General features: G+C 71.7%; 27 protein-coding genes. 11 read left to right on the forward strand and 16 right to left on the reverse strand.

Annotated elements, in window-relative coordinates; translation table 11 throughout:
* Positions 1-21: 21 nt before the first annotated feature.
* From tatB to sigE, 4 genes are all read right to left on the reverse strand, one after another.
* Positions 22-456, reverse strand: coding sequence for a Sec-independent protein translocase protein TatB (gene tatB / locus OG738_RS05940; protein ID WP_329051887.1), 435 nt, complete (start codon positions 454-456; stop codon positions 22-24).
* Between the two features lie 76 nt (positions 457-532).
* Positions 533-2050, reverse strand: coding sequence for a trypsin-like peptidase domain-containing protein (locus OG738_RS05945; RefSeq protein WP_329051888.1), 1518 nt, complete (start codon positions 2048-2050; stop codon positions 533-535).
* A 602-nt stretch (positions 2051-2652) separates the two neighbouring features.
* On the reverse strand, positions 2653-3303 hold the full coding sequence (locus tag OG738_RS05950; RefSeq protein ID WP_329051889.1) for an anti-sigma factor family protein: 651 nt from the start codon (positions 3301-3303) through the stop codon (positions 2653-2655).
* A complete protein-coding gene (gene sigE / locus OG738_RS05955; RefSeq protein ID WP_329056579.1) occupies positions 3300-3899 on the reverse strand; it encodes an RNA polymerase sigma factor SigE in 600 nt (199 codons plus the stop codon). The genes OG738_RS05950 and sigE overlap by 4 nt, the downstream gene beginning before the upstream one ends.
* Positions 3900-4108: 209 nt before the next feature.
* On the opposite strand from sigE, the gene OG738_RS05960 reads away from it, so the two are divergent.
* Positions 4109-4753 (forward strand): O-methyltransferase, encoded by a 645-nt coding sequence (locus OG738_RS05960; RefSeq protein WP_329051890.1) that lies wholly within the window; start codon positions 4109-4111, stop codon positions 4751-4753.
* A gap of 146 nt (positions 4754-4899) precedes the next feature.
* Here OG738_RS05960 and OG738_RS05965 read toward each other — a convergent pair whose 3' ends face one another.
* Positions 4900-6087 carry an MFS transporter gene (locus tag OG738_RS05965; RefSeq protein WP_329051891.1) on the reverse strand — a complete coding sequence of 396 codons (1188 nt, stop codon included), beginning with the start codon at positions 6085-6087 and terminating at the stop codon, positions 4900-4902.
* A gap of 62 nt (positions 6088-6149) precedes the next feature.
* Between OG738_RS05965 and OG738_RS05970 the strand changes: the two genes are divergently transcribed.
* Complete coding sequence (locus tag OG738_RS05970) at positions 6150-7052, forward strand: LysR family transcriptional regulator (RefSeq protein WP_329051892.1); 903 nt, start codon at positions 6150-6152, stop codon at positions 7050-7052.
* A 265-nt stretch (positions 7053-7317) separates the two neighbouring features.
* Here OG738_RS05970 and OG738_RS05975 read toward each other — a convergent pair whose 3' ends face one another.
* Both OG738_RS05975 and OG738_RS05980 read right to left on the reverse strand, forming a co-directional pair.
* Positions 7318-8769 (reverse strand): leucyl aminopeptidase family protein, encoded by a 1452-nt coding sequence (locus OG738_RS05975; RefSeq protein ID WP_329051893.1) that lies wholly within the window; start codon positions 8767-8769, stop codon positions 7318-7320.
* A gap of 90 nt (positions 8770-8859) precedes the next feature.
* Complete coding sequence (locus tag OG738_RS05980) at positions 8860-9027, reverse strand: DUF3117 domain-containing protein (protein ID WP_013222969.1); 168 nt, start codon at positions 9025-9027, stop codon at positions 8860-8862.
* A 197-nt stretch (positions 9028-9224) separates the two neighbouring features.
* Between OG738_RS05980 and OG738_RS05985 the strand changes: the two genes are divergently transcribed.
* Entirely contained in the window at positions 9225-10019 is a 795-nt protein-coding gene (locus OG738_RS05985) for an enoyl-CoA hydratase-related protein (protein ID WP_329051897.1), read from the forward strand.
* A gap of 47 nt (positions 10020-10066) precedes the next feature.
* Here the strand turns inward: OG738_RS05985 and OG738_RS05990 are convergent, their stop codons facing one another.
* From OG738_RS05990 to OG738_RS06010, 5 genes are read right to left on the reverse strand one after another with little or no spacing between them, the layout of a single operon-like run.
* Entirely contained in the window at positions 10067-10630 is a 564-nt protein-coding gene (locus tag OG738_RS05990; RefSeq protein WP_329051899.1) for a DNA-3-methyladenine glycosylase I, read from the reverse strand.
* On the reverse strand, positions 10623-11081 hold the full coding sequence (locus tag OG738_RS05995; protein ID WP_329051900.1) for an SRPBCC family protein: 459 nt from the start codon (positions 11079-11081) through the stop codon (positions 10623-10625). Before OG738_RS05995 ends, OG738_RS05990 begins: the two co-directional genes overlap by 8 nt.
* Positions 11078-11401 carry a DivIVA domain-containing protein gene (locus OG738_RS06000; protein ID WP_329051901.1) on the reverse strand — a complete coding sequence of 108 codons (324 nt, stop codon included), beginning with the start codon at positions 11399-11401 and terminating at the stop codon, positions 11078-11080. The genes OG738_RS05995 and OG738_RS06000 overlap by 4 nt, the downstream gene beginning before the upstream one ends.
* Positions 11398-12066, reverse strand: a complete 669-nt coding sequence (locus tag OG738_RS06005; RefSeq protein ID WP_329051903.1) for a permease prefix domain 1-containing protein — start codon at positions 12064-12066, stop codon at positions 11398-11400. The genes OG738_RS06000 and OG738_RS06005 overlap by 4 nt, the downstream gene beginning before the upstream one ends.
* The gene (locus OG738_RS06010; RefSeq protein WP_329051904.1) at positions 12063-12380 is read right to left on the reverse strand and encodes a helix-turn-helix transcriptional regulator; all 318 of its coding nucleotides are present in this window, start codon (positions 12378-12380) and stop codon (positions 12063-12065) included. The genes OG738_RS06005 and OG738_RS06010 overlap by 4 nt, the downstream gene beginning before the upstream one ends.
* Before the next feature lie 60 nt (positions 12381-12440).
* Between OG738_RS06010 and OG738_RS06015 the strand changes: the two genes are divergently transcribed.
* The 4 genes from OG738_RS06015 to cydC all read left to right on the forward strand — a co-directional run bounded on the left by OG738_RS06015 (position 12441) and on the right by cydC (position 17871).
* A complete protein-coding gene (locus tag OG738_RS06015; protein ID WP_329051905.1) occupies positions 12441-13610 on the forward strand; it encodes a cytochrome ubiquinol oxidase subunit I in 1170 nt (389 codons plus the stop codon).
* 3 nt (positions 13611-13613) lie between these two features.
* Entirely contained in the window at positions 13614-14582 is a 969-nt protein-coding gene (locus OG738_RS06020; protein WP_329051907.1) for a cytochrome d ubiquinol oxidase subunit II, read from the forward strand.
* 8 nt (positions 14583-14590) lie between these two features.
* Complete coding sequence (gene cydD / locus OG738_RS06025; RefSeq protein ID WP_329051909.1) at positions 14591-16153, forward strand: thiol reductant ABC exporter subunit CydD; 1563 nt, start codon at positions 14591-14593, stop codon at positions 16151-16153.
* Between the two features lie 125 nt (positions 16154-16278).
* On the forward strand, positions 16279-17871 hold the full coding sequence (gene cydC / locus OG738_RS06030; protein WP_329056581.1) for a thiol reductant ABC exporter subunit CydC: 1593 nt from the start codon (positions 16279-16281) through the stop codon (positions 17869-17871).
* Here cydC and OG738_RS06035 read toward each other — a convergent pair.
* Positions 17807-18709, reverse strand: a complete 903-nt coding sequence (locus OG738_RS06035) for a glucosyl-3-phosphoglycerate synthase (RefSeq protein WP_329051910.1) — start codon at positions 18707-18709, stop codon at positions 17807-17809. The two genes, cydC and OG738_RS06035, sit on opposite strands and share 65 nt — an antisense overlap.
* Before the next feature lie 51 nt (positions 18710-18760).
* Between OG738_RS06035 and OG738_RS06040 the strand changes: the two genes are divergently transcribed.
* Positions 18761-19435: a lysophospholipid acyltransferase family protein gene (locus OG738_RS06040; RefSeq protein ID WP_329051911.1), complete on the forward strand. Its 675-nt coding sequence runs from the start codon at positions 18761-18763 to the stop codon at positions 19433-19435.
* Between the two features lie 4 nt (positions 19436-19439).
* Here OG738_RS06040 and OG738_RS06045 read toward each other — a convergent pair whose 3' ends face one another.
* On the reverse strand, positions 19440-20156 hold the full coding sequence (locus OG738_RS06045; RefSeq protein WP_329051913.1) for an SDR family oxidoreductase: 717 nt from the start codon (positions 20154-20156) through the stop codon (positions 19440-19442).
* A 70-nt stretch (positions 20157-20226) separates the two neighbouring features.
* On the opposite strand from OG738_RS06045, the gene OG738_RS06050 reads away from it, so the two are divergent.
* Entirely contained in the window at positions 20227-21069 is an 843-nt protein-coding gene (locus OG738_RS06050) for a LysR family transcriptional regulator (protein ID WP_329051914.1), read from the forward strand.
* Here the strand turns inward: OG738_RS06050 and OG738_RS06055 are convergent.
* Together OG738_RS06055 and OG738_RS06060 are read right to left on the reverse strand one after the other, a co-directional pair.
* On the reverse strand, positions 21038-21622 hold the full coding sequence (locus OG738_RS06055; protein ID WP_329051916.1) for a TIGR00730 family Rossman fold protein: 585 nt from the start codon (positions 21620-21622) through the stop codon (positions 21038-21040). The two genes, OG738_RS06050 and OG738_RS06055, sit on opposite strands and share 32 nt — an antisense overlap.
* Positions 21622-22407 carry a TIGR00730 family Rossman fold protein gene (locus OG738_RS06060; protein ID WP_329051917.1) on the reverse strand — a complete coding sequence of 262 codons (786 nt, stop codon included), beginning with the start codon at positions 22405-22407 and terminating at the stop codon, positions 21622-21624. The genes OG738_RS06055 and OG738_RS06060 overlap by 1 nt, the downstream gene beginning before the upstream one ends.
* A gap of 272 nt (positions 22408-22679) precedes the next feature.
* Here OG738_RS06060 and OG738_RS06065 point away from each other — a divergent pair, with 272 nt between their 5' ends.
* Positions 22680-23972, forward strand: coding sequence for a helix-turn-helix domain-containing protein (locus tag OG738_RS06065; protein ID WP_442875866.1), 1293 nt, complete (start codon positions 22680-22682; stop codon positions 23970-23972).
* 246 nt (positions 23973-24218) lie between these two features.
* The gene (locus OG738_RS06070; RefSeq protein WP_329051921.1) at positions 24219-25484 is read left to right on the forward strand and encodes a helix-turn-helix domain-containing protein; all 1266 of its coding nucleotides are present in this window, start codon (positions 24219-24221) and stop codon (positions 25482-25484) included.
* Positions 25485-25491: the final 7 nt, after the last annotated feature.

Consider the following 25491-nt stretch of genomic DNA (forward strand, 5'->3'; position numbering starts at 1 on the left):
GCGGAGGTGGCCTTCGGTGTCCTAAGTCGCGTCCGGGTCGATCGGCGGGCGCTCCCCCGGCTTCAGCGGCTCGGGCTGCTTGGCCTGGCCGGCCGCGTAGCCGTTCGAGCCGTTCGTCGCGTTGGAACCGTTGCCACCACCCAGGTTCGGGCTGCCGTTCGTGATGCCCTTCAGGCCGAGCGGGTCGGCGTCGCCGTCGAACAGGTGCTGCGTCACGACCCGCTTGGGGTCGAAGTTGCGCAGCCCGCGCAGGTCTTCGAGGGGCTTGCGGAGCTGGTCGAACTCCGGGCCCATCTCCTCGCGGAGCTGTTCCCGCGCACCGTTCGCGAAGTCGCGGACCTTCTTCACGCTCTTCGCGAGCCAGGCCGCCGCTTCGGGAAGCCGTTCCGGGCCGAGGATGAAGAGACCGGCGATGATGAGGACGAGGATTTCCCCCCATCCGACACTGTCGAACACCGTCTACCTCCGCTCGGAACCTACCCGCCCAGGGTACCCGCCCCGGCCCGCGCTCCGGCAGGCCGAACGCGGGAACTCAGTCGGAAGCCAGGGTTACGTCGACGACGAAGCTCGCGCCGTCCCGGACCAGCTGCACCGGCACCACCTCGCCGACGTCGTGGGCGCGCACCGCCACCGTCATCTCGGCGGAGTCGCGCACCAGGCGGCCGCCGATCTTCGTGATGACGTCGCCCTCCTTGATGCCGGCGTTCGCGGCCGGCCCGCCGGGCGCGACGTTCTTCACCTGGGCGCCCATGGTGGACGAGCCGGCGACCGTCGAGGAGGCGTTGATGCCGATGTCGGCGTGCTGGACCTTGCCGTCCTTGATCAGCGCCTTCGCGATCTTGATCGCGTAGTCGCTGGGGATGGCGAAGCCGATGCCGATGCTGCCGCCGTCCGCGCCCGAAGAGCGGATCGACGAGTTGATCCCGACGAGCGCGCCGGTCGAGTCGACGAGCGCGCCACCCGAGTTGCCGTGGTTGATGGCGGCGTCGGTCTGGATGGCTTCGTAGGTGACCGGCGGGGCGCCGTTGTCGCCGCCCGCGGTGATCGGGCGGTCGAGGGCGCTGACGATGCCGGCGGTCACGGAGTTCTGCAGCGCGAGCGGCGACCCGATGGCCATCACGGTGTCGCCGACCTGCAGGTCCGAGGATTTGCCGATCTGCAGCACGGTCGGGTTGGTGACGTTCACCTTGACGACGGCGAGGTCGGTCTTCTGGTCGGAGCCGACGAGCTTGGCCTCGGTGCGGGTGCCGTCGATGAAGATGGCGGTGACCTTGACGCCCGGGTCGGCGCTCGCGGAGGAGATGACGTGCTCGTTGGTGAGGATGTAGCCCTGCGGGTCGATCATGACGCCGGAGCCCTGCTCACCGGAGTCGGCACCGGGCTTGAAGACCTCGAGCGAGACGACGGCGGGCGAGACGCGCTTGGCGATCTCGGCGACCGACCCGGCCGGACGTTCCTTGGCGGCCTCAGCTTCGGAGATGGTGGCGGACCCGGTGAGCTCGTTCCCGGTGTCGGCGACCCACCACCCGACGAGCCCTCCGACGGCTCCCACGAGCAGCGCGACGACCCCGAGCAGCGCGAGCGCCTTGGGCTTGACGCGACGGCCGAAGAGCACCTCGGGCAGGCTGAGCAGCGCGCCGGGCGGCCGTTGGGCGGGCTTTTCGTCCTCGTCGGCGGGCATCGCGGGGCTCGCGAGGACAGCACCGGCGCCCGGGTCACGCCAGGGATCGCTGGTGCTGTTCCACAGGGGCGGCTCGGCTTCCTTCGGGTCCCCGGCGGCCTCACGCGGCCGCTCGAGCAGCACCCCTTCGGCCCCAGGCGGCCGCCGGAAGGCTTCGGCGAGCGACTCCGGAGCGGGCGGCGCGAGACTGACGCCGTTGGCCTTCTGAGGGGAGTAGAGCTGGTCGAACGCCCCATCGACCCCGCTCGGCCGGCCGAAAACGGCGGCCTGCGCCGGATCGACGGCCGGCCGCGCGAGAGGCCGCGGCCCCAGCCGCTCGCCATCGCGCGCGCCGGGCTGCTCGGGATTCACGTTCGGCTCGGTCATCATTCCCCGGTACAGAAGATCAGGTGGCTGGGCGTGACGATACCCAAGCCCAGTGCTCCGAGTCTGCCGGTCCACGGGTGAAGTGGCTGTTGCTTGGGCGGGTTGTCCCCAGGGGGCGGGCAATGTGGACAAACCGGCGCCTCAGGCGCTGATCAGCGAGTTTCGTCGGGGGGCGGCGATAGACTGGACTCGGGGTCGCCCCCCAGGGACGGGCGGGGGCTGCTTTCCGGGGCTAGCGGCTGGTTTCGCAGTCTGCGGTTGGCTCGCTCTGCGGAGTTGTGTCGGAGCCGTTTGGGGTCTGCCCCCCTTCTGAGCGCCGAGGCCGGTTCAGGCTCCGAGCCTGCCTGGCAGAACAGCCTTCTGACCCGAGCCGCCGGGGCGCGTTTCAGGCTGCGGCGGGAGCCATCGCTCGAGGCTGCTTGTCAGCCGGCGCGCTCCCCGAGCCTGCGGGTCGAAGCCCAGGGCAACCTTCAGACCCGACGAGCCGGAGTCGCCGTCCGGGTCTGCAGTCGTCCGCGATCCGCATGAGCCCCGCGATCCGGCTCCGGACATGGTGAAGGCCGCCTCGAGGAATCCCTCATGGCGGCCTTCGCGGGATGCAAGTCTCAGCGGATACCGGCCGGCACCGCGACCGGGGAGCTCACCGGAGTCGACGTCGGGACCATCGGCTGCGGCACCGCCATCTGGGCCGGCAGCAGGTTCGCCTGCTGCGGCGCCCCTCCCCCGGTCTCCGGGGTGCCGTCACCGCTGTCCGCGGACGTCCCGACCAGCGCCAAAGCGCTCAGCACCAGGCCCGACACCACCACTCCGGCCCCCTGCGCGGCGCGGCGCTTGAACCGGCCGCCGCCGAGGACGTTCGCGGACTGGCCCAGCGGCGCCGATGATCCCAACGGCGCGACACCGCCCAGCATGCCCGCGTCACGCAGCCCCGCGACCCGGTCCGGGCGCTGCACCGCGACCAGCTGGCCGTCGGCCGTGATGGCCAGGTTGTCCGGGGTGCTCGGCAGCTCCGTGTGCTGCGGGATCGACTGCAGGCTCGCCAGGAATCCCGCCGACATCGACGGCGCGCCCGCGCGGCGGATCGCCTCCACCGCCTGCCGCTGCGCGCGCACTTCGGCGGCGCACGCCGCGCAGCGCGTGATGTGCGACGCCGCGCGGTCGCGGGCGCCGTGCGAAAGCTCTCCGTCGACGAACGCGACCACGGCGTCCGGCAGCAGGTGCGACTCGGGAAGTGCCCAGCCTCGCGGTGCGGTCATACCGACACCTTCGCAGACTCAGGAACGTAAGCGCGCCGACGCTCCAGCGACGCGCGCAGCGCCTGGCGCCCACGGTGGATCCGACTGCGGACAGTGCCCAACTTGACACCCAGCGTGGCGCCGATCTCCTCGTACGACAGCCCTTCGACGTCACACAACACCACAGCGGCGCGGAACTCCGGGGGCAGCTCGTCGAGCGCCGCCTGCAGGTCCGGGTCCAGGTGGGTGTCGGAGAAGACCTGCTCGGGGCTCGGGTCGTCGCCCACGATGCGGTCGGTGTCCTCGGGCAGGCCTTCCATCCGCACGCGCGAGCGGCGGCGGGCCATGTCGAGGAACAGGTTGGTGGTGATCCGGTGCAGCCAGCCCTCGAACGTGCCCGGTTTGTACGACGCCAGCGAGCGGAAGACCCGGATGAAGGTCTCCTGCGTCAGGTCTTCGGCGTCGTGGGTGTTGCCGGTCAGGCGGTAGGCGAGCCGGTAGACGCGGTCGCTGTGTTCGCGCACGACCTCGTCCCAGGACGGCGGCGTCCAGACCGCTTCGTCCAGGGACACGGGCTGTGCCGCGTCGGCGTCGTTATCGGCAACGGCGTTCTGCATCGCGGGAGCAGGCACCTCCATCTGCGTTTCTCCTGTCTGCTCCACCCAACGCGGGTCGTCGGCACGGTGTTCCCGTGGTCGAGATCGAGTCTGTCGGGACTCCTTATGGTTCTAGTGAGACTGGACTGAGAGCAGGCTGAGAACTTCTTCCCGGGTGCTTACCAGGGAGCCTGCGCGGATTTATCGACAACCAACGCTAACCTCCGTGCGTGAACACGCCCACCCCTGCGGCCGCACCGGTCGATACCGGGTTCGTCGACGGGTACCTGCCCGACGACGAGGTGCTGTCTTCGGCGCGCGCGCGAGCCGAAGACCTGGGCTGCAGCTCGCTGAGCGCGGGGGCGGGCGCGACCCTGCGGTTCCTGGCCGCGACGCTGTGCGCGAAGGCCGTGGTCGAGGTCGGCACGGGTGCCGGGGTGAGCGGCCTGAGCCTGCTGCGCGGCATGGCCCCCGACGGCATCCTGACCTCGATCGACGTCGAGCCGGAGTACCAGCGGGCCGCGCGCGTGACGTTCCGTGAGGCCGGCTACGCGCCGGGCCGCACGCGGCTGATCGTCGGCCGGGCCCTGGACGTGCTGCAGCGGCTGACGCCGGGCGGCTACGACCTGGTGTTCGTCGACGCAGCACACATCGAGTACCCGGGGTGTTACGAGCTGGGCGTGTCGCTGCTGCGCCGCGGCGGGATCATCGCGTTCCACAACGTACTGGCCGGCGGCCGGGTGATCGACCCGTCCCGCCGCGACCCGGAGACACTGGCGCTGCGCGAGGTGGCACGGGCGTTCCGCGAGGACGAGCGCCTGGTCCCGGCCCTCCTGCCGGTGGGCGGCGGCCTGCTGGTCGCGGCGGCGATCTGACCGTTGTCCACAGGTTCGCTCGGCTGTGGACAACTCGCCCTTCTCGGCGGTTCGTGTCAGGGGGGACCGATAGACTGGACTCGGGGACGCCCCCCGGGGACGGGTGGGGGCTGTCTGGTGTCGGGCGAGGGCCTCTGCGCCTGGGCTCAGCCCGCGTTGACCAGCTCGCGCCGCTCCGCCGGGGCGCGCGTCCCGGCGCCGACCGCGGCCGCCGCGAGCAGGAGCCATACCGCCACCAGCGCGATCAGACACGGCCAGCCCGCGTGCCCGTACACCCATGCTCCCGCCGCGCCGCCGACGCTGCTGCCCAGGTAGTACGTCGCCGTGTACATGCCGCCTACCTGGCCGCGGGCGTTCTCGGGGGCGTCGGCCGCCGCCCAGCCGTTCGCGACCGCGTGCGCCGCGAAGAACGCGCAGGTCAGCACCAGGAAGCCGGCGATCACCAGCGGCAATGAGTCCGGCAACGTCAGCGTGGCGCCGACGGCCGTCAGCAGCAGCGCGCCGACCAGCGCGCGACGGCGGCCGACGCGCGCCACCAGCCGTCCGGCTGCCGCCGAGGACACCGAGCCGGTCGCGTACGCGAGGAACACCAGCGACGCGATCGCCGGCGACAGGTCCAGTGGGTGGCCGGTCAGCCGGAACCCGGCCGCGTTGTAGAGCGCGACGAACGAGCCCATCGCGAGCAGCGCGACGGCGTACTGCGCCAGCAGCACCGGCTTGCTCAACGCCGTGACCAGTCCCCGGGCGACCGCACGCAACTGGGCGTCGCCGCGTGGACGCGCGCCCGGCGGCAACGTCACGACGGTGATCGCCGAGCAGATCGCGCCCACGCCCGCGACGACGAACAGCGCGCCGCGCCAGCCGAGCGGTCCGGCGGTGAACCCGCTGGCCAGCCGGCCGAGCATGCCGCCGATCGTGTTGCCCGCGATCATCGCGCCGACGGCCGCCGCGACACCCGCACGTCCCAGGCGTTCCGCCAGGTAGGCGGCCGCGACGCCCGGGAAGCCGGCGATGGCGACGCCCTGGAGCGCGCGCAGGACGAGCAGCGCCGGATACGTCGGCATCAGCGGCAGCAGCAGCCCGAACACGACGGACGCGAGCACCGACGTCAGGATCACCGGGCGCCGGCCGACGATCTCGGACAGCGCGGCGATCGGCAGGACGGCGATGGCGAGCGCGCCGGTCGCGACGCTGACCGCGAGCGCCGCGCCGCCCGGGTCGAGGTGGTACTGCGCGGCGAGCTGGGGCAGCACCGGCTGCGGCGCGTAGAGCAGGGCGAAGGAGGAGATCCCGGCCGCGGCGACGGCGGTCTTGACTCGGCGCGTGGAAGTCACGACCTGAAAGTAAGCAGAGCTAATCAATACGTCCAATGCACTTCTCTGCCATGATTGATGCGATGACGTATGACTCGCTGTCGGCGCAGGTGGCGCCGCACCTGCCGTTGCTCGCCGCCCTCCGCGAGACGAGGAACGTCACACGCGCGGCCGAGCTGCTGGGCGTTCCGCAGCCGACGGTCAGCCGCCGTCTCGCGGCGCTGGCCGACGCGCTGGGGGCGCCCCTGACGGTGCCGGACGGCCGCGGCATCCGCCTCACGCGCGCGGCCGAACTGCTGGCCGAAGCGGCCGAGCGCGGCTTGGCAGCGGTCGAGACCGGCGTCCGGCTGGCACGCGAAGAGGTGGCGCCGGAGTCGGGGCACGTCATGCTGGGGTTTCTGCACCTGCTCGGGCGGTCGCTGGTGCCTTCGCTGCTGCGCGGCCACCGGGCGCGGTACCCGGGCGTGCGGTTCACGCTGGTCCAGGGTTCGCGGCAGGAGATGCTCGACCGGCTGGCGGACGGCGAGCTGGACCTGGCGCTGCTGGCACCGCTGCCGTCGGTTCCGTCGCTGGTGTCGGCGGGGCTGGTGGACGAGGAGATCCTGCTGTCGGTACCGGCGGCCCACCGCCTCGCGGGCCGACGGTCGGTCCGGGTGGCCGAGCTGGCGGACGAAGAGTTCGTGCTGCTGGAGCAGGGTTACGGAGTCCGGACGCTGACGGACGAGCTGTGCGCGGCGGCGGGTTTCACGCCGCGGATCGCGTTCGAGGGGCAGGAATCGGACACGGTGCGCGGCTTGGTGGCGGCCGGGCTCGGGGTGGCTCTGCTGCCCCGGTTCGGACCGGGAACGCCGGCGGGCGTGGCGGAAGTGCCGCTGGAGCCGCGGCCGTATCGGACGATCGGGCTGGTGTGGCGGGCGGACGAGCCGATGACCCCGGCGGTGGCGGGCTTCCGCGACCACGTGCTGGCCACCAAGGCCGCCGACTGAGCCCGGCAGCTGCCGCGGATCGCGTTCAGGCACACGGCAATGGTGAGCGGCATGTTCCGCTACCGCAGGCCTGGGAACTCCGGCAGGCGTGGCAGCGACACCGGGACATGGCGTTGCTAGCACCAAAGCCGAAAACCGACTCCGGAGACACCAGACATCCCCCACCCGTCCCTGGGGGGCGGCCCCGCTCCAGTCTACCGGCGGGCACCGACACAAACCGCCGAGAAGGGCGAGTTGTCCACAACCCAGCCGGGCTGTGGAAACGTCAGAGGGAAGCCGCCAGCTCGACCAGCGTTCGTGCCGCGAAGCCCGTTGCTCCCGGGACCACGTCGTCGTAGTTCTTCTCGGACCTCGCCGGGCCCGCGATGTCCAAGTGGGCCCACGGCAGGCCCTCCGTGAACTCGCGCAGGAACAGCGCCGCCGTGATGCCGCCCGGACCCGCTGGGGTCTGGCGGACGTCGCCGAATTCTCCTCGGACGTTGTCCGCGTAGTCCTCCACCAGGGGCATGCGCCACCACGCCTCGCCGACCCGCGATCCCGCCGCGACGACCGACGCCGCCAGGGTGTCGTCCGAGGCGAACAGGCCGCCCGTGCGCAGCCCCAGCGAGACCTTCATCGCGCCGGTCAGCGTCGCCGCGTCCACGACCAGGTCCGGGTGGTAACGGCGGATCCCGTAGGCCAGCGCGTCGGCGAGGACCATGCGGCCCTCCGCGTCCGTGTTGCCGACCTCGGTCGTCTTGCCGCCGTAGTGCCGGACGATGTCGCCCGGGCGGTACGACGATCCCGACACGTGGTTTTCCGCCGCCGGAACCAACGCCGTGACGCGCACCGGGAGGCTCAGCGCCGCGATGGCGCGGATCGCCGCGATCACCGCCGCGCCGCCCGCCATGTCCGTGCGCATCAGGTGCATTCCGTCGGCAGGCTTGATCGACAGGCCGCCCGTGTCGAACGTGATGCCCTTGCCGACCAGGAGCAGATGCCGGGAAGCCTCCGCCGGCCGGTACGCCAGCTCGATCAGCCGCGGCGGGCGCGCCGAACCGCCGCCGACCGCCAGGACGCCGCCGAAGCCCTGCGTCGTCAGCCACTTCTCGTCCCGGACCGACACCTCGACGCGCGGGCCTGCCACGCGGGCCGCGGTGTCCGCCAGCCACGCCGGTGTCTTCACATTGGACGGTGTGTTCGCCAGGTCCCGGGTCAGCGCCGTCGCGGCAGCCAGCACCGAGGCCCGGGCGACCGAGTCTGCGGCCGACGGGTTTTCGGTCACCAGCCGCACGGTTCGCACGGACGGCGAAGGGTCTTCGCCGGTCACCTTGAACCGGTAGCCGCCGAGCAGCAGCCCCAGCGCCAGCTCCGTCACGTGCTCGCCCGCAGCTTCCTCCGGCAGCACCAGCTGCACCGCGCGGAACGCCTTACCGCCGTTGCTGACGTCGTCGGCCAGGCCCGCGTTCACCGCGCGGACCAGCGCCGCGCCCGCCTTCCGGTACTGCTTCGGCTCGCCGTCGCCCAGGCCCGCGACCCAGCGGGCTTCGTCGGCGGGAACCGTCTGCACGTCGCCCGCCTTGCCGGTGATCCGGACGCCGCCGATCTCCAGCGGTTCGGACTCGACGTCGGTGGCGGGCGCGGTCACCAGCCGGGCCGTCGGGGCGCCGCGGCGGAGGTCACGCGCTACCTCGATGTCGAGCAGACTGGTCGGAACGGGGGGTAGCGGATTACGCACAGTGAGCAACCTTCGGGCGCAGAGGAACCGCGACCCCGGCCTCCGAAGGGAGACCGGGGTGCGACGGAAGGACGGATCGAGGGGGTCGGCTCAGCCGGTGACCTCCGCCAAAGCGGCGCCGAGGTCCTTCGCTTCTTCCGCGGAAAGTTCGACGACGAGTCGCCCACCACCCTCGAGCGGTACGCGCATCACGAGGCCCCGCCCCTCCTTAGTCACTTCGAGGGGACCATCTCCGGTCCGGGGCTTCATGGCCGCCATAGCGTGCTCCCTCCGTCTCAACCGGCGCGCCCGGGTCGCGCTCGCGTGAAAGCCAGCCGGGTCTGGTGTCCATTGTCCCTCATCAGCGGCCGGGCGCATCAGCGGACCGATCTTTTGCCGCCGTATCGGTGCTGGTATGCGGCTCGCGCGAGGTGGAAGACTGTCGGACGACCGATGTTTCCGCGCAAGGAGAAGACGTGACCACATCCGACGTCCTGTCGACCGCCGACGCCGACGGGGTGCGCACCCTCACGCTCACCCGGCCGCAGGCGTACAACTCGCTGACCGTCGAGCTGAAGGAAGCACTGCTCGCGGCGCTGCGCGAGGCGGCGGACGACGAAGCCGTCTGCGCGGTCGTGCTGACCGGTTCGGGCAAGGCGTTCTGCGCCGGCCAGGATCTGAAGGAGCACGTGGGACTGCTCCAGGCGGGTGACCCCGCCCCGCTACACACCGTGAAGGAGCACTACAACCCGATCGTCAAGGCGATCGTGGACATGCCGAAGCCGGTGATCGCCGCGATCAACGGCACCGCAGCCGGGGCCGGGGCCGCCTTCGCCTACGCCAGCGACCTGCGGATCGCCGCCGAGTCGTCGTCGTTCCTGATGGCCTTCGCCAACGTCGGGCTGGGCCCGGACTCGGGCGCGTCGTGGACGCTGCAGCGGCTGGTCGGCTACGGCCGCGCCGCCGAGCTGATGCTGTTGGCCCGGACCGTCGACGCCGCGGAGGCGCTGCGGCTCGGCCTGGTCGGCGAGGTCGTGCCGGACGAGGAGCTGCCGGCGCGCGCCCAGAAGGTCGCGGCGAAGCTGGCGAACGGGCCGACGGTCGCGTACGCGAAGATCAAGAGCGTGCTCAACCTGGCCGCGCAGTCGACGTTCGACGAGGCACTCGCCGCCGAGGACGCCGCGCAGACCGCGCTCGGCGCGACCGCCGACCACAGCGAGGCCGTCGAGGCCTTCGTCGGCAAGCGCAAGCCGAACTTCCAGGGCAAGTAGTAAAGCCGGTCGTGAGTGAGAAACAGGGTGCTAACCCTGTTTCTCACTCACGACGCGCGGAAGCAGCCCTTGACGTGGTCGTCGACCATGCCGGTGGCCTGCATCAGCGCGTAGCACGTCGTCGGGCCGAGGAAGACGAAGCCGCGCTTCTTCAGCTCCTTGGCCATCGCCTTCGACTCGTCCGTGATCGCCGGGACGTCGGCCATCGTCTTGGGGCGGACGTGCACAGCGGGCGCGAACGACCACAGCAGGTCGTCCAGCGAAGTGTCCAAAGTGGCGATGGCCTGCGCGTTCTTGATCGCGGCGAGGATCTTCGCCCGGTTCCGGACGATCGACGCGTCCTGCATCAGCCGCTCGACGTCGGCGTCGCCGAACTTCGCCACCTTCGCCGGCTTGAACTGCTTGAACGCCTTCCGAAAGCCCTCCCGCTTGCGCAGGATCGTGATCCACGAGAGCCCCGACTGGAACGACTCGAGGCACAGCCGCTCGTACAGCTCGTCCTGCCCGTGGAGCGGCGTGCCCCACTCCTCGTCGTGGTACGAAACGTAGTCCGGGGTCGAATTGCCCCAGCTGCACCGCGCGACGCCGTCGGCGCCGAGAAGCTCACTCATCCCCACCCACCGAATAGTTCTCCGCGAACTTCGCGAACCGCCGCAGCGACTGGCGCACCCCCAGCGCGAACGCCGGCCGCACCACCGGCCAGCCGAGCCGGCCCAGCGGCCCGAACGGCAGCCGCAGGTGCTCGGCCCAGACGAACGTCGAGCGCTGCGCGCCCTTCGGCACCACCTGGAACGTGGCCGTGCCCTGGACGACGCGGCCGAGGTGGCGGACCGCGCACCGGACCGGCGGCTCCCAGCTGGTGATCTCCATCTTGTCCGTGAAGCCGATGCCCGCGATCCCGGTGAACGCCGCCAGCCGCGACCCGACGCTGCGGCCGTTGCCCTCGACGACCTGGACGTCGGTGCCGAGCATCCACTCGCCCTGGCGTGTCCAGTCCGTCAGCGCGAGCCAGGTGGTCCCGGCCGGTGCGCGGACGTCGACCGACAGGATCAGATCGGTCACTGGGCGCCTTCTGGCGAGCTTTCCCGCTCGCGTTCGCGCTGCTCCAGCTCGGCGACCCGGGCGCGCAGCTCGTCGAGCTCGACGCCGAGGCGCCGCATCACCCAGTCCACTTCGGACATCTTGTAGCCGCGCAGCACCAGCTGGAACCGGACCTCGCCGAGGTCCTCGCCGGTGATGTCCTCGGCGGGCAGCCGCGTCGGCGAGCTGCCCGGCGGCAGCGGGGCCAGCTCCTCACCCCGGCCGAAGACCACCGCGGCGAGCAGGAACACCACGGCGGCCACCAGCAGCATGACTACGAGGTAGATCAGCGCGGTCGTCACGCGACGATCGTGGCATACCCGCCCCAGGATCGTCTCGCGAGCACGACCAGCCGCAGCGAAAGCAGCACCCAGGCGACCATCAACACGGCACACGGGACGCTGAGGAACAACCTCGACACGTCGACGATGCCGGTCGAGCCGATCAGCAGGCCGACCGACGCGAGGTTGATGCCGACGGCCAGCGCGATCAGGACGCCGCAGAACCGGGCCAGCCGGACAGCGTCGAGCCGGCGGCTGAGCCAGCGGGTGCCCAGCAGGGCGAGCACCCCGATGACCGGCACGACGAACACCGCGCCGTGGGTGGTGTGCGCGACGACGCGGTACCACTCCGGGGTCGACGACGGCAGGTTAGTCCAGGCGCCGTAGGTCAGGATCCGGGCGTAGTCCCACGAGATCTGCATCGCCGGGACGCCGATGACGAGCTTCCACAGCGTCCGGACGCCGCTGAGCATGCCGAGCTCGGCCTGGTAGTCGCGGGCGACGACGGCCGCCGGTCCGAAGTCGGCGACGGCGCGGTGCTCGGCGTCTTCGTCGCTCCAGCCGCCCGCGCGGTAGGCGTCGGCGGCGTCGTGCAGCCCGTCACGGGCCTCGTCGAGGAGGTCGGCCTTGAACTTGCCGCAGCCGTGCAACCGCCGGTCGAGGTCCCCCAGGTACTCGTCGATCATGCGCCCAGTACTCCCCCGATGACCGTGGTGAACTCGCGCCACTCGGTGCGTTCGGCGGCCAGGGCCTGCTCGCCGGAGCGGGTGAGCCGGTAGGTGCGGCGCTTGCGGCCGGACACGACGTCCCATTCGCTGGCCAGCCAGCCGGCCCGCTCGAGCCGGCGCAGCGCCGGGTAGACGGTGCCGGTGGGCAGGTCGAGCGCGCCGTCGCTGCGCAGCTGGAGCGCCTCGATGATCGCGTAGCCGTGCAGCTTGCGGCCGTCGAGCACGGCCAGCAGCAGCGCGTCGAGGTGCCCGCGCAAGACGTCCGCCTTCATGAGTACGCAGTCTACACGTCGGCTTGCTACATGTAGCCAGGCTATGTGTAGCCTGTCTACATGAACGCTCTCCCGGTCGCGAGACTCCAGTTCGCGACGACGACTTCGTTCCACTTCCTGTTCGTGCTGCTCACGCTGGGGTTGGTCACGCTGGTGGCCGTGATGCAGACGCGCTGGACGCTCGGCGGCAAGCCCGAACTGCTGCGGATGACGCGCTTCTGGGGCCGCCTGTACGTCATCAACTACGCGCTGGGGATCGTCACCGGCATCGTGATGGAGTTCCAGTTCGGGCTCACCTGGACCGGTCTGTCCGCCTTCGCCGGCGACGTCTTCGGCGCGCCGCTCGCCATCGAGACGCTCGTCGCGTTCTTCCTCGAGTCGACGTTCCTCGGCCTGTGGATCTTCGGCTTCGGGCGGCTGAACAAGTGGCTGCACCTGGCGCTGCTCTGGCTGGTCACGTTGACCGCCTACGCGTCGGCGCTGTTCGTCATGGTGGCCAACTCGTTCCTGCAGAACCCGGTCGGCAGTCACGTCGAGAGCGGCACGCTGCGGCTCGACGACTTCGGTGCGCTGTTCTCGAACCCGGCACTGGTCGCGTCGCTGCCGCACGTGCTCGGCGCCGCACTGGTGACCGGCGGGTTCTTCGTGGTCGGCGTCAGCGCGTACCACTTCCTCAAGCGCACGGCCGAGGTCGAGTTCTTCCGCCGGTCGATGCGGATCGGCGTGGTGACCGCGCTCGTCGGCTCCGTCTTCGTGATCAACCAGGGCTTCGCGCAGTTCGGCGAACTGAAGATGTACCAGCCGGACAAGCTCGACGAGAGCGTGGTCGGCATGCCGCTGGGCGCCATGATCGGGCTCGGGTTCCTCATGTTCACCTGCGCGATCCTCGGCGCGTTGCTGCTGGTCCGCGACTGGATCACGAAGGCGCGGTTCCTGCACTACCTGATGGTCGCGGCGATCCCGCTGCCGTTCGTCGCGGCGATCATGGGCTGGCTGGTGCGCGAGCTCGGCCGCCAGCCGTGGCTGGTCTGGGGGAAGCTGCGCACCGCCGACGCGATCGCGGACGTCCCCGGCGGCCAGATCCTGTTCTCCTTCATCGCTTTTTCGCTGCTGTTCGCCGCGCTCGCGGCCGCCGACTGGGTGCTGATGGCGCGCGTCGCCAAGCGCGGCCCGGAGCCGGTCGGCGACCCCGAAGAGCCCGCCGAGCTGCCCGTCCTGAGCGGAGTCTGACCGATGGTGACCTTCTTCTGGTGCCTGCTGGGCCTGCTGACCTGCGGGTACTTCGCGCTGGCCGGGTACGACTACGGCGTCGGCATGCTGCTGCCCGCGTTCGAGGCCGACGAGCGGCGGCGACGGCAGACCCTCGGTGCGCTCGGGCCGTTCTTCCTGGCCAACGAGGTGTGGCTGGTGGCCGCGGTCGGCCTGCTGTTCGGCGCGTTCCCGCACCTGGAGGGCAGGGTGTTCGCCGGGGCGTACGTCCTGGTCGTGACGCTGCTCCTCGGGCTGGTGACGTTCACGGCGTCGATGCAGCTGCGCAGCCGCCGCCCGGACGCGCGGCGCGGCGGCTGGACGGCCGGCATCGTCGGCGGTGCGCTGGTGACAGCGCTGTCGTGGGGCCTGTTCCTGGGAAATCTGGTGCTCGGCCTACCGCCGGCCGGTGACGTTCTCGCGTTCTTCAACCCCTACGCGGCGCTGTGGGCGCTCGGGTTCGTCGCGCTGTTCTGCCTGCAGGGCGCGGTGTTCCTCGCCGTGCGGGCGCCTGCGGAGCTGTCCGGCCGCGCGGTGCGGCTGGCGCGTGCCTTCTCGGCGCCGGTGTTCGCTTTCCTCGTGATCGCCACGGCGTGGGGGTTCTTCGCCCTTTCCGGCGTCACCGCGCTCGGCGTGGGTGTGGTCGTGCTGGCTTTCGCGGCTTGGGCCGTTGCGCGGCTCGGTCTTTCATTCCGGCGCCATCGCGTGGCGCTCCTTGCGGCGATGGTGCTCGCGGCGTGCCCGGCGCTGCTCGTGGGCACGCTGCGGTTCCCGACAGTGCTGGTTTCTTCGGCGTACACGCTGAGCGTGGACGAGGCGGCGACGGCGTCCGAGACCTTCGCCGTGCTGGCCTGGTTCGCGGTGCCGGCGGTGCTCGTGCTCCTGGTGGTGCAGTGGCTGACGTGGCGCGCGCACCGGCATCCGGTCGACCAGCGTTCGCTGCTGCACTTCTAGGAGTCGTCGTGCCCGCTCTTCCCGGACTCCGGCGGTACCTGGTCGTGCTGACCGCGCTCGGAGTGCTCTCCGCGGTCTTGGTGCTGCTCCAAGCCGAAGGACTGGCCACGCTGCTCACCGGCGGCGGGGTGTCGGTCTTCCTGGTGGTGGCCGTCGCTTCGCGGGCTCTGTTGGCCTGGGGCCACGGCGTCCTCAGTGGACGGTTCGCGGCGACGGTCCGCGGCGGCCTGCGACGGCGGCTGCTCGACTCGTCGTCCGATCGCGCCGGGGTGGTCGCCACGCAGATCACGCGGGGGGTCGACGCGACGGACAGCTACCTGAGCGGGTACCTGCCGTCGCTGGTGGTGTCGGTGGTGGTGCCGATCGCGGTGGTCGTGCGGCTGTTCACGACGGATCTGGTGTCGGCGCTGGTGGTGACGGCGACGCTGCCGCTGATCCCGGTGTTCGCGATCCTCGTCGGGAAGCACACGGCGGCGCGGACGTCACGGCAGTGGTCGTTGCTCGTGAAGCTGGGCGGGCACTTTCTCGACGTCGTCCGCGGCCTCGAGACGCTTCGGGTGTTCGGCCGCGCGTCGGCGCAGGCCGCGACGGTCCGTTCGATGGCTGCCGCCCATGCCGACGCGACGTTGAAGACGTTGCGGGTGGCGTTCTTGTCTTCTCTCGTGTTGGAGCTGGTCGCGACCCTTTCGGTGGCGTTGGTCGCGGTGCCGATCGGGTTCCGGCTGCTCGCCGGCGGTCTCGACGCTCGGACGGCGTTGCTGATCCTGGTGCTGGCTCCGGAGGCGTACCTGCCCTTGCGGGCCGCCGGGGCGAAGTTCCACGCTGCCGCGGAGGGGCTGACGGCGTTGCGGGAGGCTCTTCTCGTGCCGGTCGTACCGGCCTTGGCGGGGGCTCGTTGTCGTCGGCGGGGTGCGCCTTCTCTGGTCTTCGAGCGGGTTTCGGTTTCCTACGCCGGTGTGCCGGCTCTGTCCGATGTGGACTTGACGGTGCCCGCCGGTTCTCATCTGGCGCTGGTCGGGCCGAGCGGGTCGGGGAAGAGCACCTTGCTCGCGGTGCTGCTCGGGTTCGTCGCGCCTTCTGCGGGGCGGGTCCTGGTCGATGGCGTGGACCTGCGATCACTGTCCTCTTCGGACTGGCTGGCCGACGTGGCGTGGGTCCCGCAGCGGCCGACGCTGTTCCGGGGGTCGTTGGCCTCGAACATCGCGCTGGGTGCCCCTTCCGCCGACGTTGCTTCGGCAGCCCGGGCAGCGGCGCTGGATTCGGTGGCGGCGGGGTTGCCGGGCGGGTTCTCCGCGCCGGTGGGCGAGTTGGGCGAGGTGTTGTCGGCGGGTCAACGGCAGCGGGTGGGGCTGGCCCGGGCGCTGGCTAGGACTTCGTCGGGGCTGGTTTTGCTGGACGAACCCACGGCCCGGTTGGATTCCCGGACGGAGGCGGCGGTGCTGTCGGCAACACGTCAGTTGCTCCCGGGGCGGACGGCGGTGCTCGTCGCCCACCGCCCGGCGATGGTTTCCCTGGCCGACCGGGTGGTCGAGCTACGCGACGGCCGGGTGTGCACGGAGGTGGCGGCTTGAGGTCCTTGTCAAGTTTTCTGTCCACAGGAGAGCAGTTGTCCACAGATCGCCGAACGGCCCCTTTTTGCACCCCGGCGCCGGTAGACTGGGATCGGGGACGCCCCCCGGGACGGGTGGGGGCTGCTCTGGGGGCGTGGGGTGTGTCCACAAAAGACTTTCTCCGGCTCCTGCGCGCCGCCCTTCTCGGGGCCGGGGCCGAGCTTGCCGCTCTTGCGCTCATGGCCACCGCCGCCTGGCTGCTTCTCCGCGCCGCCGAACGGCCTCCGCTCGGGGCGCTCACCGTCGCCATCGTGGCCGTCCGGACTCTTGCCCTGCTGCGGGGTGGTCTCCGGTATGCCGAACGTCTCGCCGGGCACGAAGTCGTCCTTCGGTGGCTCGGCTCTCTTCGCGGCCGTGTCTACCAGGCCCTCGTGCCCGGCTCGCGGTACTCCGGCGGGGATCTCGTCACGCGGCTCGTGTCCGATGTGGACGCTCTGCAGGACGCCGTCCTGCGGTGGCTGCTGCCCGCCGGGGTCGCCTCGCTCGTCGGGGGTGCCGCCGTGGCCGTCACCGCCGCCGCGTCCGCGAAAACCGCCCTCGCGCTCGCCGGTGGACTGCTCGTCGCCGGGGTTCTGCTGCCGTGGCTGGTCATCCGGCTCACTCGGCGAGCGGCGCAAGAAGACGCGCCGAAGCGGGCCGAACTCGCCGAGCGCGCTGTCGAACTCGTCACCGGGCGACGGGAGCTCGTCGCCGCCGGGGCACTGAAGCAGACCCGCGCGCGAGCCACGCACGTCGTCGACCGTCTGGCCGCCGGTGAGCGGAAGACGTCGGGCAAGACCGCCCTGCTCACCGGCGCCGGGACGCTCGTCCAGCTGCTCACCACCGCCGCCGTCGCGCTGCTCTGTCACGCCTCCGTTCCGTGGACCGCCGCGCTCACCCTTGCCGCCATGACCTCCTTCGAGGTCGTTCTCCCGCTCATCGGCGCCGCCCGGCGCGTCCCCGAAATCCGCGCCTCCGCCGCACGCGTGAAAGCCGTGCTCACCGAACCCGCTGTCGCGCAAGGCACTCGAAAGGTCCACAAAGGACATCTCACGTTCCGGAACGCCGGCGTGCGCTACGCCGGCCGGGCTCCGGCCCTGAAGGACCTCGACCTCGACCTCCCGCCCGGCAAGCGCGTCGGGATCCTCGGCCCCAGCGGCGCCGGCAAGACGACCCTGCTCCGGCTCCTCCTCGGCCTCGAAACCCCCACCGACGGCCAGGTGCTCCTCGACGGCCACCCGCTCACCGAGTACGCCGACCTGCCCAACCTCGTCTCGGGCGCCCTGGCCGACGCGCACGTCTTCCACGCGACCGTCCGCGAGAACCTCCTGCTCGCGAAGCCGCAGGCGACCGACGAAGAGCTGCGAGAAGCCTGCGCGACCGCCGATTTCGACCTCGACCTGGACCGCGACACCGGCCCGGACGGCGACGCGCTCTCCGGCGGCCAACGTCAGCGGCTGATCCTCGCCCGCGCCGTCCTGGCGGCGCCGCGCGTCCTGGTGCTCGACGAGCCGGTCGAAGGCCTCGACCCCGCCCACGGCGACGCCGTCCTGGCGAAGGTCCTCGCGAAGGCCGCGGGCACCGTCGTGCTCGTCACGCACCGCCCGGACCATCTTGAGAACTTCGACGAAGTCATCACCCTCGAGGACGGGCGAGCACTTCCCGCATCGGCGGGCGGTCCGCGACCCGGACGTCGGTGACATCCGGCAGCCACTCCTCGTCGACCTGGACGAACTGCGTGAACGGCGCGTCCGCGGCCGGGACGCCGCAGCGGGCCAGCGCCGTGCCCAGGATCTGGCGGGACATCGCGCCCAGCTGCAGCAGCGACCGGTTCCGGTGCTTGCGGACACCCAGGTTGACCTGCGCGAGCCCGTCGAGGCCGTAGCGCGATTCGGCGTCGAGCAGCAGCCCGATTTCGACGCCGTACCCGGCGGCGAACGGCACCGATTCCAGGAACTCGCGGGTGCCCGCGTACTCGCCGCCGAGGGGCTGGACCAGCCCGCCGAGCGACGGGCGCAGCGCCGAGAGCACCGGTCGCGCCAGCAGTTCGGTGACGCGGCCGCCGCCGGAACTCTCCAGCCGCAGCGGTCGGCGGTAGAAGCCTTTCACCAGGTGGACGCCGCTTTCGGTGACCAGCGGCCCGAGCAGCGACGGCACGAACGCCGGGTCCGGGTCGACGAGGTCGGAGTCCAGGAACACGACGAAGTCGCCGCTGGTCGCGGCCAGCGAGCGCCACAGCACCTCGCCCTTGCCGGGCATCGGCGGCAGGTGCGGCAGGACGTCCTCACGGCGGACCACGCGCGCGCCGGCGGCCTCGGCGACCCGCACGGTGGCGTCCGTCGACCCCGAGTCCACCACGACCAGCTCGTCGACGACACTGCCGACCAGCGGCCGCACCGACGCGACGACGTCACCCACGGTCCGCTCTTCGTCCAGTGCCGGTAGCACCACCGAAACCGTGCGGTCACCCTTCGCGGTCACGATGTCCTCGGGCGTCCACCCGGGCTCCTGCCACGTACGCCGCTCGAACCAACTCACGAGTAGCGATCGTGCCATGCTGGGGGCACCGCACCCGAGGAGGAGGACCACTTGATCGCGCTGCTTGTCCGGTTCGTGCTGGGACCGCTGGCCAGGGCGGTGTACCGGCCCGAGGTGCACGGCGTGGAGAACGTGCCCGCGACGGGCGCGGTGATCCTGGCGGCCAACCACCGCGCCGCGCTCGACACCGGCGTGATCACGTTCGCGACGCCGCGGCAGGTCAAGTTCCTCGGCAAGGCGGAGTACTTCACCGGCAAGGGCCTCAAGGGCAAGCTGATGGCCGGGTTCGTCGGCGGGCTCGGCTACATCCCGGTCGAGCGCGGCAACGCCCAGGCCGGACTCGCGGCGTTGGAGGCGGCGCGCAAGGTGCTCGACGCCGGCGGCGTCTTCGCGATCTACCCGGAGGGCACCCGCTCGCTGGACGGCCGGCTGCACCGCGGCCACACGGGCGTCGCGGCGCTAGCCCTGGCGACCGGCGCGAAGGTGGTGCCGGTCGCGCTGATCGGCACCGAGGGCCTCCAACCCGGCGGGGCGCGGATCCCCCGCCTGGCGAAGATCTCCCTCACCTTCGGCAAGCCGCTCGACTTTTCGCGGTACGAGGGCCAGGACTACTCGCCGGCCATCCGCCGGTCGGTCACCGACGAGGTGATGTACCAGATCCTGGAGATCTCGGGGCAGGAATACGTGGACACCTACCACAAGCGGCCCAGCGAAGGCGTCGCCTGAGGCGTCACCAGGGCACCGGACCCTCGTCGTCGACGAAGGTGCCGGTCGGGCCGTCCGCGGGGACCGTCGCCATCCGGACCGCCGACACCGCTCCCTGGGCCGGCGTTCGGTACCCGGAGTGGCCGTTCAGGTCGGTCGCGCAGTAGCCCGGGCAGACCGCGTTGACCAGGATCCCGTCGGGACGCAGCTCCCTCGCGTACTGCAGGGTCAAGGCGGTCAGCGCGGTCTTCGACGGGGTATAGCCCGCCGAAACCGGCAGCTCGGTGGCCGGGTCGGCGTTGCGCGCCAGGGACGCGGCGCTGCTGGAGACGTTGACGATGCGCGGCGCGGCCGAGCGGCGCAGCAGCGGGAGCAGCGTGTTCGTGACCGTGACGACGCCGAAGAAGTTCGTCTCGAAGATCGCGCGGAGCGTGCCGAGGTCGGCCGAGCTGGGGCTCTGGTGTGACAGGTCCGTGCCCGGCGGGCGGCTGATGGCCGCGTTGTTGACCAGGACGTCGAGCCGGCCGTAGCGCTCTTCGAGGTGGGAAGCGGCCGCGGCGACCGACGCGGGGTCGGTCACGTCGAGGACCACCGAATCGGTGCCCAGCTCCGCAGCGGCCTTCTCGCCCAGCTCGGCGCTGCGCGCGCCGATGACGACGGTGTGCCCGAGGGCGGCGAGCCGGCCGGCGATTTCGCGGCCGATGCCCTTGTTCGCGCCGGTGACCAAAGTGATTTCGTCCATGACTCCAGGACACCAGCAGGACGCTCGTGCGAGCCAACACCGATGCCGCATCGGCCGATACTCTGGTGGTATGGAGACGCGGGAACTCGCGTATTTCGTCGCGGTCGCCGAGGAGCTGAACTTCGGGCGCGCGGCGCGGCGGCTCGGCATGGCGCAGCCGCCGCTGTCCCGCGCCATCCAGCAGGTCGAACGACGCATGGGCGTGCAGCTGCTGGAACGCACCAGTCGCGGTGTCACGCTGACCGCCGCGGGCGAGGTTTTCCTTGTGGAGAGCCGCAAAGCGCTCGACGCGGTCGAGGCGGCGGTCCGCCGGGCGCAGCGCGCCGGGCAGGCGGAGCCACGGCTGCTGGTGGCCATGAAGCCGGACGGCGACGCGGGCCTGCTGGAGCGGATCCTGCCCCGGTACCGGCAGGACCCGGACGCCGTCGAGATCGAGGTCGTCGTGTGCGGGATCGGCGAGCAGGCCCCGATGCTGCGTGACGGCCGCGTCGACTTGGCCTTCCTGCACGCCCGGCACGACGACCTCTCGGGGTTCGACACGGAGCTGCTGCTGGAGCAGGACCAGGTCGCGATGCTCCCCCGCGGCCACCGGCTGGCCGGCCGCGCGGCGCTCGTCCTCGCCGACCTGGACGGCGAGCCGTTCCCGCGCTGGCCGGGCAGCGACGGCAGCGGTCCCGAGGTGCGCGACGCGGGTCAGCTGCTGCAGCTGGTCGCGCTGGGCCAGGTCGTCGCCGTGGTCCCCGAGTCGGCCCGCCGCCACGCGCGGCCGGACACCGTGTGCGTGCCGGTGCTCGACGCGCCACAGACGTCGGTGCTGCTGGCCTGGCCCGACCGGACGCGGTCGCGAGCTGTCGCCGCGTTCGTCCGGGCCTGCACCGACGTCAGATCCCCGGTGGCTCCGTCGCCCACTTAGGCGGGGCCGGTGGCTCGTACGTCTCGAACCGGTCCAGCAGCGCCGCCGGGTCCGCGTCGACCATCAGCAGCTCGCGGTAGTCCGGCTTGACGAACCCCTCGGTCACCATGTGGTCGGCGAACGTCATCAGCGGTGCGTAGTAGCCGTCGACGTCGACCAGGCCGATCGGCTTGCCGTGCAGGCCGAGCTGGGCCCACGTCCAGACCTCGAACAGCTCCTCCAGCGTGCCCGCGCCGCCCGGGAGCGCCAGGAAGCCGTCGGACAGCGCCGCCATCTTCGCCTTGCGCTCGTGCATGTCGGCCACGACGTGCAGCTCCGACAGGCCCGCGTGCGAGATCTCCACCGACGACAGCGCCTCGGGGATCACGCCGATCACCTCGCCGCCCGCCGCGAGGGCCGCGTCGGCGACCACGCCCATCGTGCCGACGCTCGCGCCGCCGTAGACCAGGCCGATGCCGCGCTGGGCCAGCAGCTTGCCGAGCGCCGCCGCCTGCTCGGCGTAGCGGGGCGAGAACCCCATCGACGAGCCGCAGAACACGCAGATCCGGCTCATCAGTGGGTGTCCTCCCAGGCCTGGTAGGACTCCTGGACCACGCGGACGGCGTCGTCGATGTCGTCGGTGACGTGCAGCAGGTCCAGGTCGTGCGGGCTCACCTTGCCCTGGGCCTGCACGGTCTTGGCGATCCAGTCGTAGAGCCCGCCCCAGTACTCGCTGCCGAACAGCACGACCGGGAATTTCGTGACCTTTTTCGTCTGCACCAGCGTCAGCGCTTCGAACAGCTCGTCGAGCGTGCCGAAGCCGCCCGGCAGGCAGATGAAGGCCTGCGAATACTTGATGAACATCGTCTTCCGGGCGAAGAAGTACCGGAAGTTGACGCCCAGGTCGACCCACGGGTTCAGGCCCTGCTCGAACGGCAGCTCGATGCCCAGCCCGACGGAGAAGCCGCCGGCCTCGGCCGCGCCGCGGTTGACCGCCTCCATCGCACCCGGGCCGCCGCCGGTCATCACGGCGAACCCGGCGTTGGCCAGCGCGCCGCCGATCTTCCGGCCGAGTTCGTACTCGGGGTCGTCGCGTTTGGTGCGCGCCGAGCCGAACACCGTGACCGCGCGCGGGACCTCGGCGAGCGCGCCGAAGCCCTCGACGAACTCGGCCTGGATCCGCAGGACGCGCCACGGGTCGGTGTGCACCCAGTCGCTCGGGCCGCGCGAGTCCAGCAGCCGCTGGTCGGTGGTGCTGCCCTGGTCGCGGCGGTCGCGACGCAGCACGACCGGGCCCTTGTGGCGCTCGACCGGGCGTTCGGGGTACTGGCCGTCCGGCCATTCAGACTGTTCGCTCACTACGCCATGCTACGGCCTGGCCGCCGGCGAGAAGGTCAGGAGCGCGATGGCGGGCTCCTTACCGGGCCATGAACCGAAGTCATCCGCGTAGCAACTTCCCTGGCCGTCGAAGGATTCATCCGACCGGGTGCATTCCTTGGCGCCGTTGACGACCGTGCCGTACAGCACTTTCGAAGGTGCAGCCAGCGGTCGCGCGCGCACCCTCGGCGCGGCAGGTCCACAGTGGACCAGTCGAGGCCGGGCGGCCGCCGCTTTCCGCGACGGCGGCGCCGATGACCTACCGTGGGGAGATGACCGAACCGCTCGGCGCGCGGATCCGGCGGCTGCGCACCGGCCGGGGCTGGACCCAGCGCGAGCTGGCCGAGCCGGGGTACGACCGCGGGTTCCTGGCGAAGGTCGAGACCGGCAGCCGGGTGCCGTCGGAGGAGATGCTGGCCTATCTGGCGCGACGGCTCGGCCTGACCGTCGACGAGCTGCGGTTCGGCCGCCCTCGGGGCATCGCCGACGAGCTGCGCGCGTCCCTCGACGAGGGTTACCGCGACCTCGAACAGGGCCGGGTCGCCCTCGCCGAAGAACGGTTCGCGGCCGTCGGGAAGCAGGCCGCGGGCTACCACCTCGACGACGTCGAGTGCTACGCGCGGTTCTGCATCGCCGAGGTGCGGTGGCAGCTTTTCGACGTCGAAGGCGCGCAGAAGCAGCTGGAGCACGCCGAGGAGCTGGCCGGGACCGCGCCGCCGTGGCTGCGGGCGATGATCGTGCACCGCTGGTCGGGCTGCCGGTACCTGAGCGGCGACGCCGGTGCGGCGATCGCCCGCGTCGACGAAGAGCTGGCGTCCGCACAGGATGATCCCGACGCCGAGTTGTGCCTGCTCAGCGCGTTGATCCACCCGCTGATGGAGATGGGCGGCCTGCACCGGGCGCAGCGCGCGGCCGTCGCCGGACGGCGGCTCGCGAAGGCGGCGACGCGGCCGGACTTCGTCGCGCGGTTCCACCGGCAGGCGTCGCAGGTGTGGCAGGCGACGGGACAGTCCGGCCGCGCGGAGCAGGACCTCATCGAGGCGTGCCGCCTGTTCGCGTCGGTGGGCTTCGACCGCGACGCGGCGCGGTGCCGGTGGGCCCGCGGGTATCTGCTGCGACGGCGGGGCCGCTTGGGCGAGGCACGCTCGGAGTTGACGTCGGCGCGTGACCAGTTGGCGGCGATCGGCGCGGAAGAGGGTTTCGCGGGGGCGACACTCGAGCTGGCCGAGGTCCGGCTGCGGCAGGGTGCGCCCGCCGAGGCGGCGGCGCTGGTCTCGGAAGTCTGGCCGCTGCTGGCCCAGGACGTCGAATCCCTGGGCGAGGCGACGGGCCTGCGGGGGCAGATCGCGCAGGCCGAAGGCGACCTTCCCACCGCGACCAGGCTCCTGCGCGAGGCGGCCGGGATCCAGACCCGGGCGGCACTGCACGGCGCGGCGGTTTCGACGGCGCTGAGGCTCGGTGACGTGCTCCGGCAACGTGGTCAGCTGGACGAAGCCGTCGAGGCGTATCGACGCGGACTCGACTCGGCGGCCGGTACCGAAGGCTGATTTTCGCCGGACCGCGGGGCTCGCTAGCCGAACTTCCTACCAAAGTTGGTGAATTGGTTCAGACCAGTCGTCAACCCAGCCATTTCCTGCGGTTTCGCGAATCGCCGTGATCTTCGGTGCGCGGCGCTACGCCGTTCGGCTCATTGACCGGCTGACGAGCGGAACCTTTACTCGGACGCGTCCGGAGCAATAACAGCAGTTATCACACCGGACACACTCCTGGACGTCCGGCGGAAAGGCACCTGAGTGAGCGAGAGCGTCGGTGAACGCCTGCGTGAGCTGCGCACCGAGCGCGGGCTCACGCAGCGCGAACTGGCCGGCCCGCAGTACTCCGCGGCGTACGTGTCGTCGGTCGAGACCGGCGCGCGGACGCCGTCGGGCGACGCGCTGCGGTTCTTCGCCCAGCAGCTGGGCATCGACCCCGACGAGCTGCTCGGCGGCAGCTCCCCGCGGGAGCTGCTCGAGCTGGACCTCGAGCTGATCGAGACGGCGGAGAAGTTCCTGGCCGGCGACGCGCGCCGCGCGACGCCGCGGATGCAGCGGATCCGGCGCCAGGCCGAGCGCCTGGAACGGCCGCGGCAGTTGGGGATCGCGTTGCTGTGGCTGGCCGGGTACTCGACCGGCGACGCCCGCACGAAGTACGTCGCGGAAGCCGAAACGGCGTTGGCGGACGAGCCGCCGCCGGTGCGGGCGATGGTCGTGCCGCTGCGCGCGGCGGTGCTGTCCGGCTGGGGCGAGGCACAGTATTCCTTGCACCTGCTGGAAACCTGCCACGCGGAGCTGGTGCGCGACGGGTACCCGCAGCCGTCGATGCTGCTGACGCTGCGGGCGTGCCTGGCCGAGCGGCACCTGCGGCAAGGCGACCTGGAGCGGGCCGTGGAGTACGCCGAGTCGGCGCTGCGGCTCATGCGGGGCGGCCCGGCGGTGCTGGCCGAGCTGACCCGCAGCCACGTCGAGGTGTGCCGCAGCCACCTGGCGGCGGACCGGTTCGCCGACGCGGCCGCGTCCGTCGCCGCGGCGTACGAGCTCATGCAGGAACGGGCCCTGCACCCGGCGATGGCGCACTGCCTGCTGGCCAGGGCCCGGGTCCGCGGCCGCGCGGGTGACGTCGAGGGCGCGCTCGCCGACCTCGGCGCGGCGCGGGAAACGGCGTGGCCCGGCGACGTCCCGGCGATCACCGTCGAGCTGGCGGCGGAGTACCTGGCGGCAGGCCGGCTGGAGACCGCGGGCGCGCTGCTCGACCAGGTGCGTCCGGCCGTCGTGGCGGGCACGGCGCTGGCGGCGGAGCTGCGGCTGCAGCTGGGGTCGCTGGCCCGGGCACGCGGTGACGCCCGGGGTGCGGCGGAGTTCCTTCGGGCGGCCGTCGAGCTGGCGACCGGGCTCGGGGCACGCGGGGTGCTGGTGCGGGCGCTGCGGCCGTTGAGCGAGCTGCTGGGCGAGACCGGGCGGCAGGAAGAAGCCGCGAACGTGCTGCGGAACGGGCTGATCGCGTTGGGCGCCGAAGCCGACTGACATCGTA

This window comes from Amycolatopsis sp. NBC_01488, assembly GCF_036227105.1.
Lineage (GTDB): Bacteria > Actinomycetota > Actinomycetes > Mycobacteriales > Pseudonocardiaceae > Amycolatopsis.

Coding starts and splice junctions, on each gene's coding strand:
- OG738_RS05945 (WP_329051888.1), bottom strand. CDS start 2,050: ATGATGACCGAGCCGAACGTGAATCCCGAGCAGCCCGGCGCGCGCGAT.
- OG738_RS05950 (WP_329051889.1), bottom strand. CDS start 3,303: ATGACCGCACCGCGAGGCTGGGCACTTCCCGAGTCGCACCTGCTGCCG.
- sigE (WP_329056579.1), bottom strand. CDS start 3,899: ATGCAGAACGCCGTTGCCGATAACGACGCCGACGCGGCACAGCCCGTG.
- OG738_RS05970 (WP_329051892.1), top strand. CDS start 6,150: ATGACGTATGACTCGCTGTCGGCGCAGGTGGCGCCGCACCTGCCGTTG.
- OG738_RS05980 (WP_013222969.1), bottom strand. CDS start 9,027: ATGGCGGCCATGAAGCCCCGGACCGGAGATGGTCCCCTCGAAGTGACT.
- OG738_RS05990 (WP_329051899.1), bottom strand. CDS start 10,630: ATGAGTGAGCTTCTCGGCGCCGACGGCGTCGCGCGGTGCAGCTGGGGC.
- OG738_RS06005 (WP_329051903.1), bottom strand. CDS start 12,066: ATGATCGACGAGTACCTGGGGGACCTCGACCGGCGGTTGCACGGCTGC.
- OG738_RS06010 (WP_329051904.1), bottom strand. CDS start 12,380: ATGAAGGCGGACGTCTTGCGCGGGCACCTCGACGCGCTGCTGCTGGCC.
- OG738_RS06015 (WP_329051905.1), top strand. CDS start 12,441: ATGAACGCTCTCCCGGTCGCGAGACTCCAGTTCGCGACGACGACTTCG.
- OG738_RS06020 (WP_329051907.1), top strand. CDS start 13,614: ATGGTGACCTTCTTCTGGTGCCTGCTGGGCCTGCTGACCTGCGGGTAC.
- OG738_RS06045 (WP_329051913.1), bottom strand. CDS start 20,156: ATGGACGAAATCACTTTGGTCACCGGCGCGAACAAGGGCATCGGCCGC.
- OG738_RS06050 (WP_329051914.1), top strand. CDS start 20,227: ATGGAGACGCGGGAACTCGCGTATTTCGTCGCGGTCGCCGAGGAGCTG.
- OG738_RS06055 (WP_329051916.1), bottom strand. CDS start 21,622: ATGAGCCGGATCTGCGTGTTCTGCGGCTCGTCGATGGGGTTCTCGCCC.
- OG738_RS06065 (WP_442875866.1), top strand. CDS start 22,680: ATGACCTACCGTGGGGAGATGACCGAACCGCTCGGCGCGCGGATCCGG.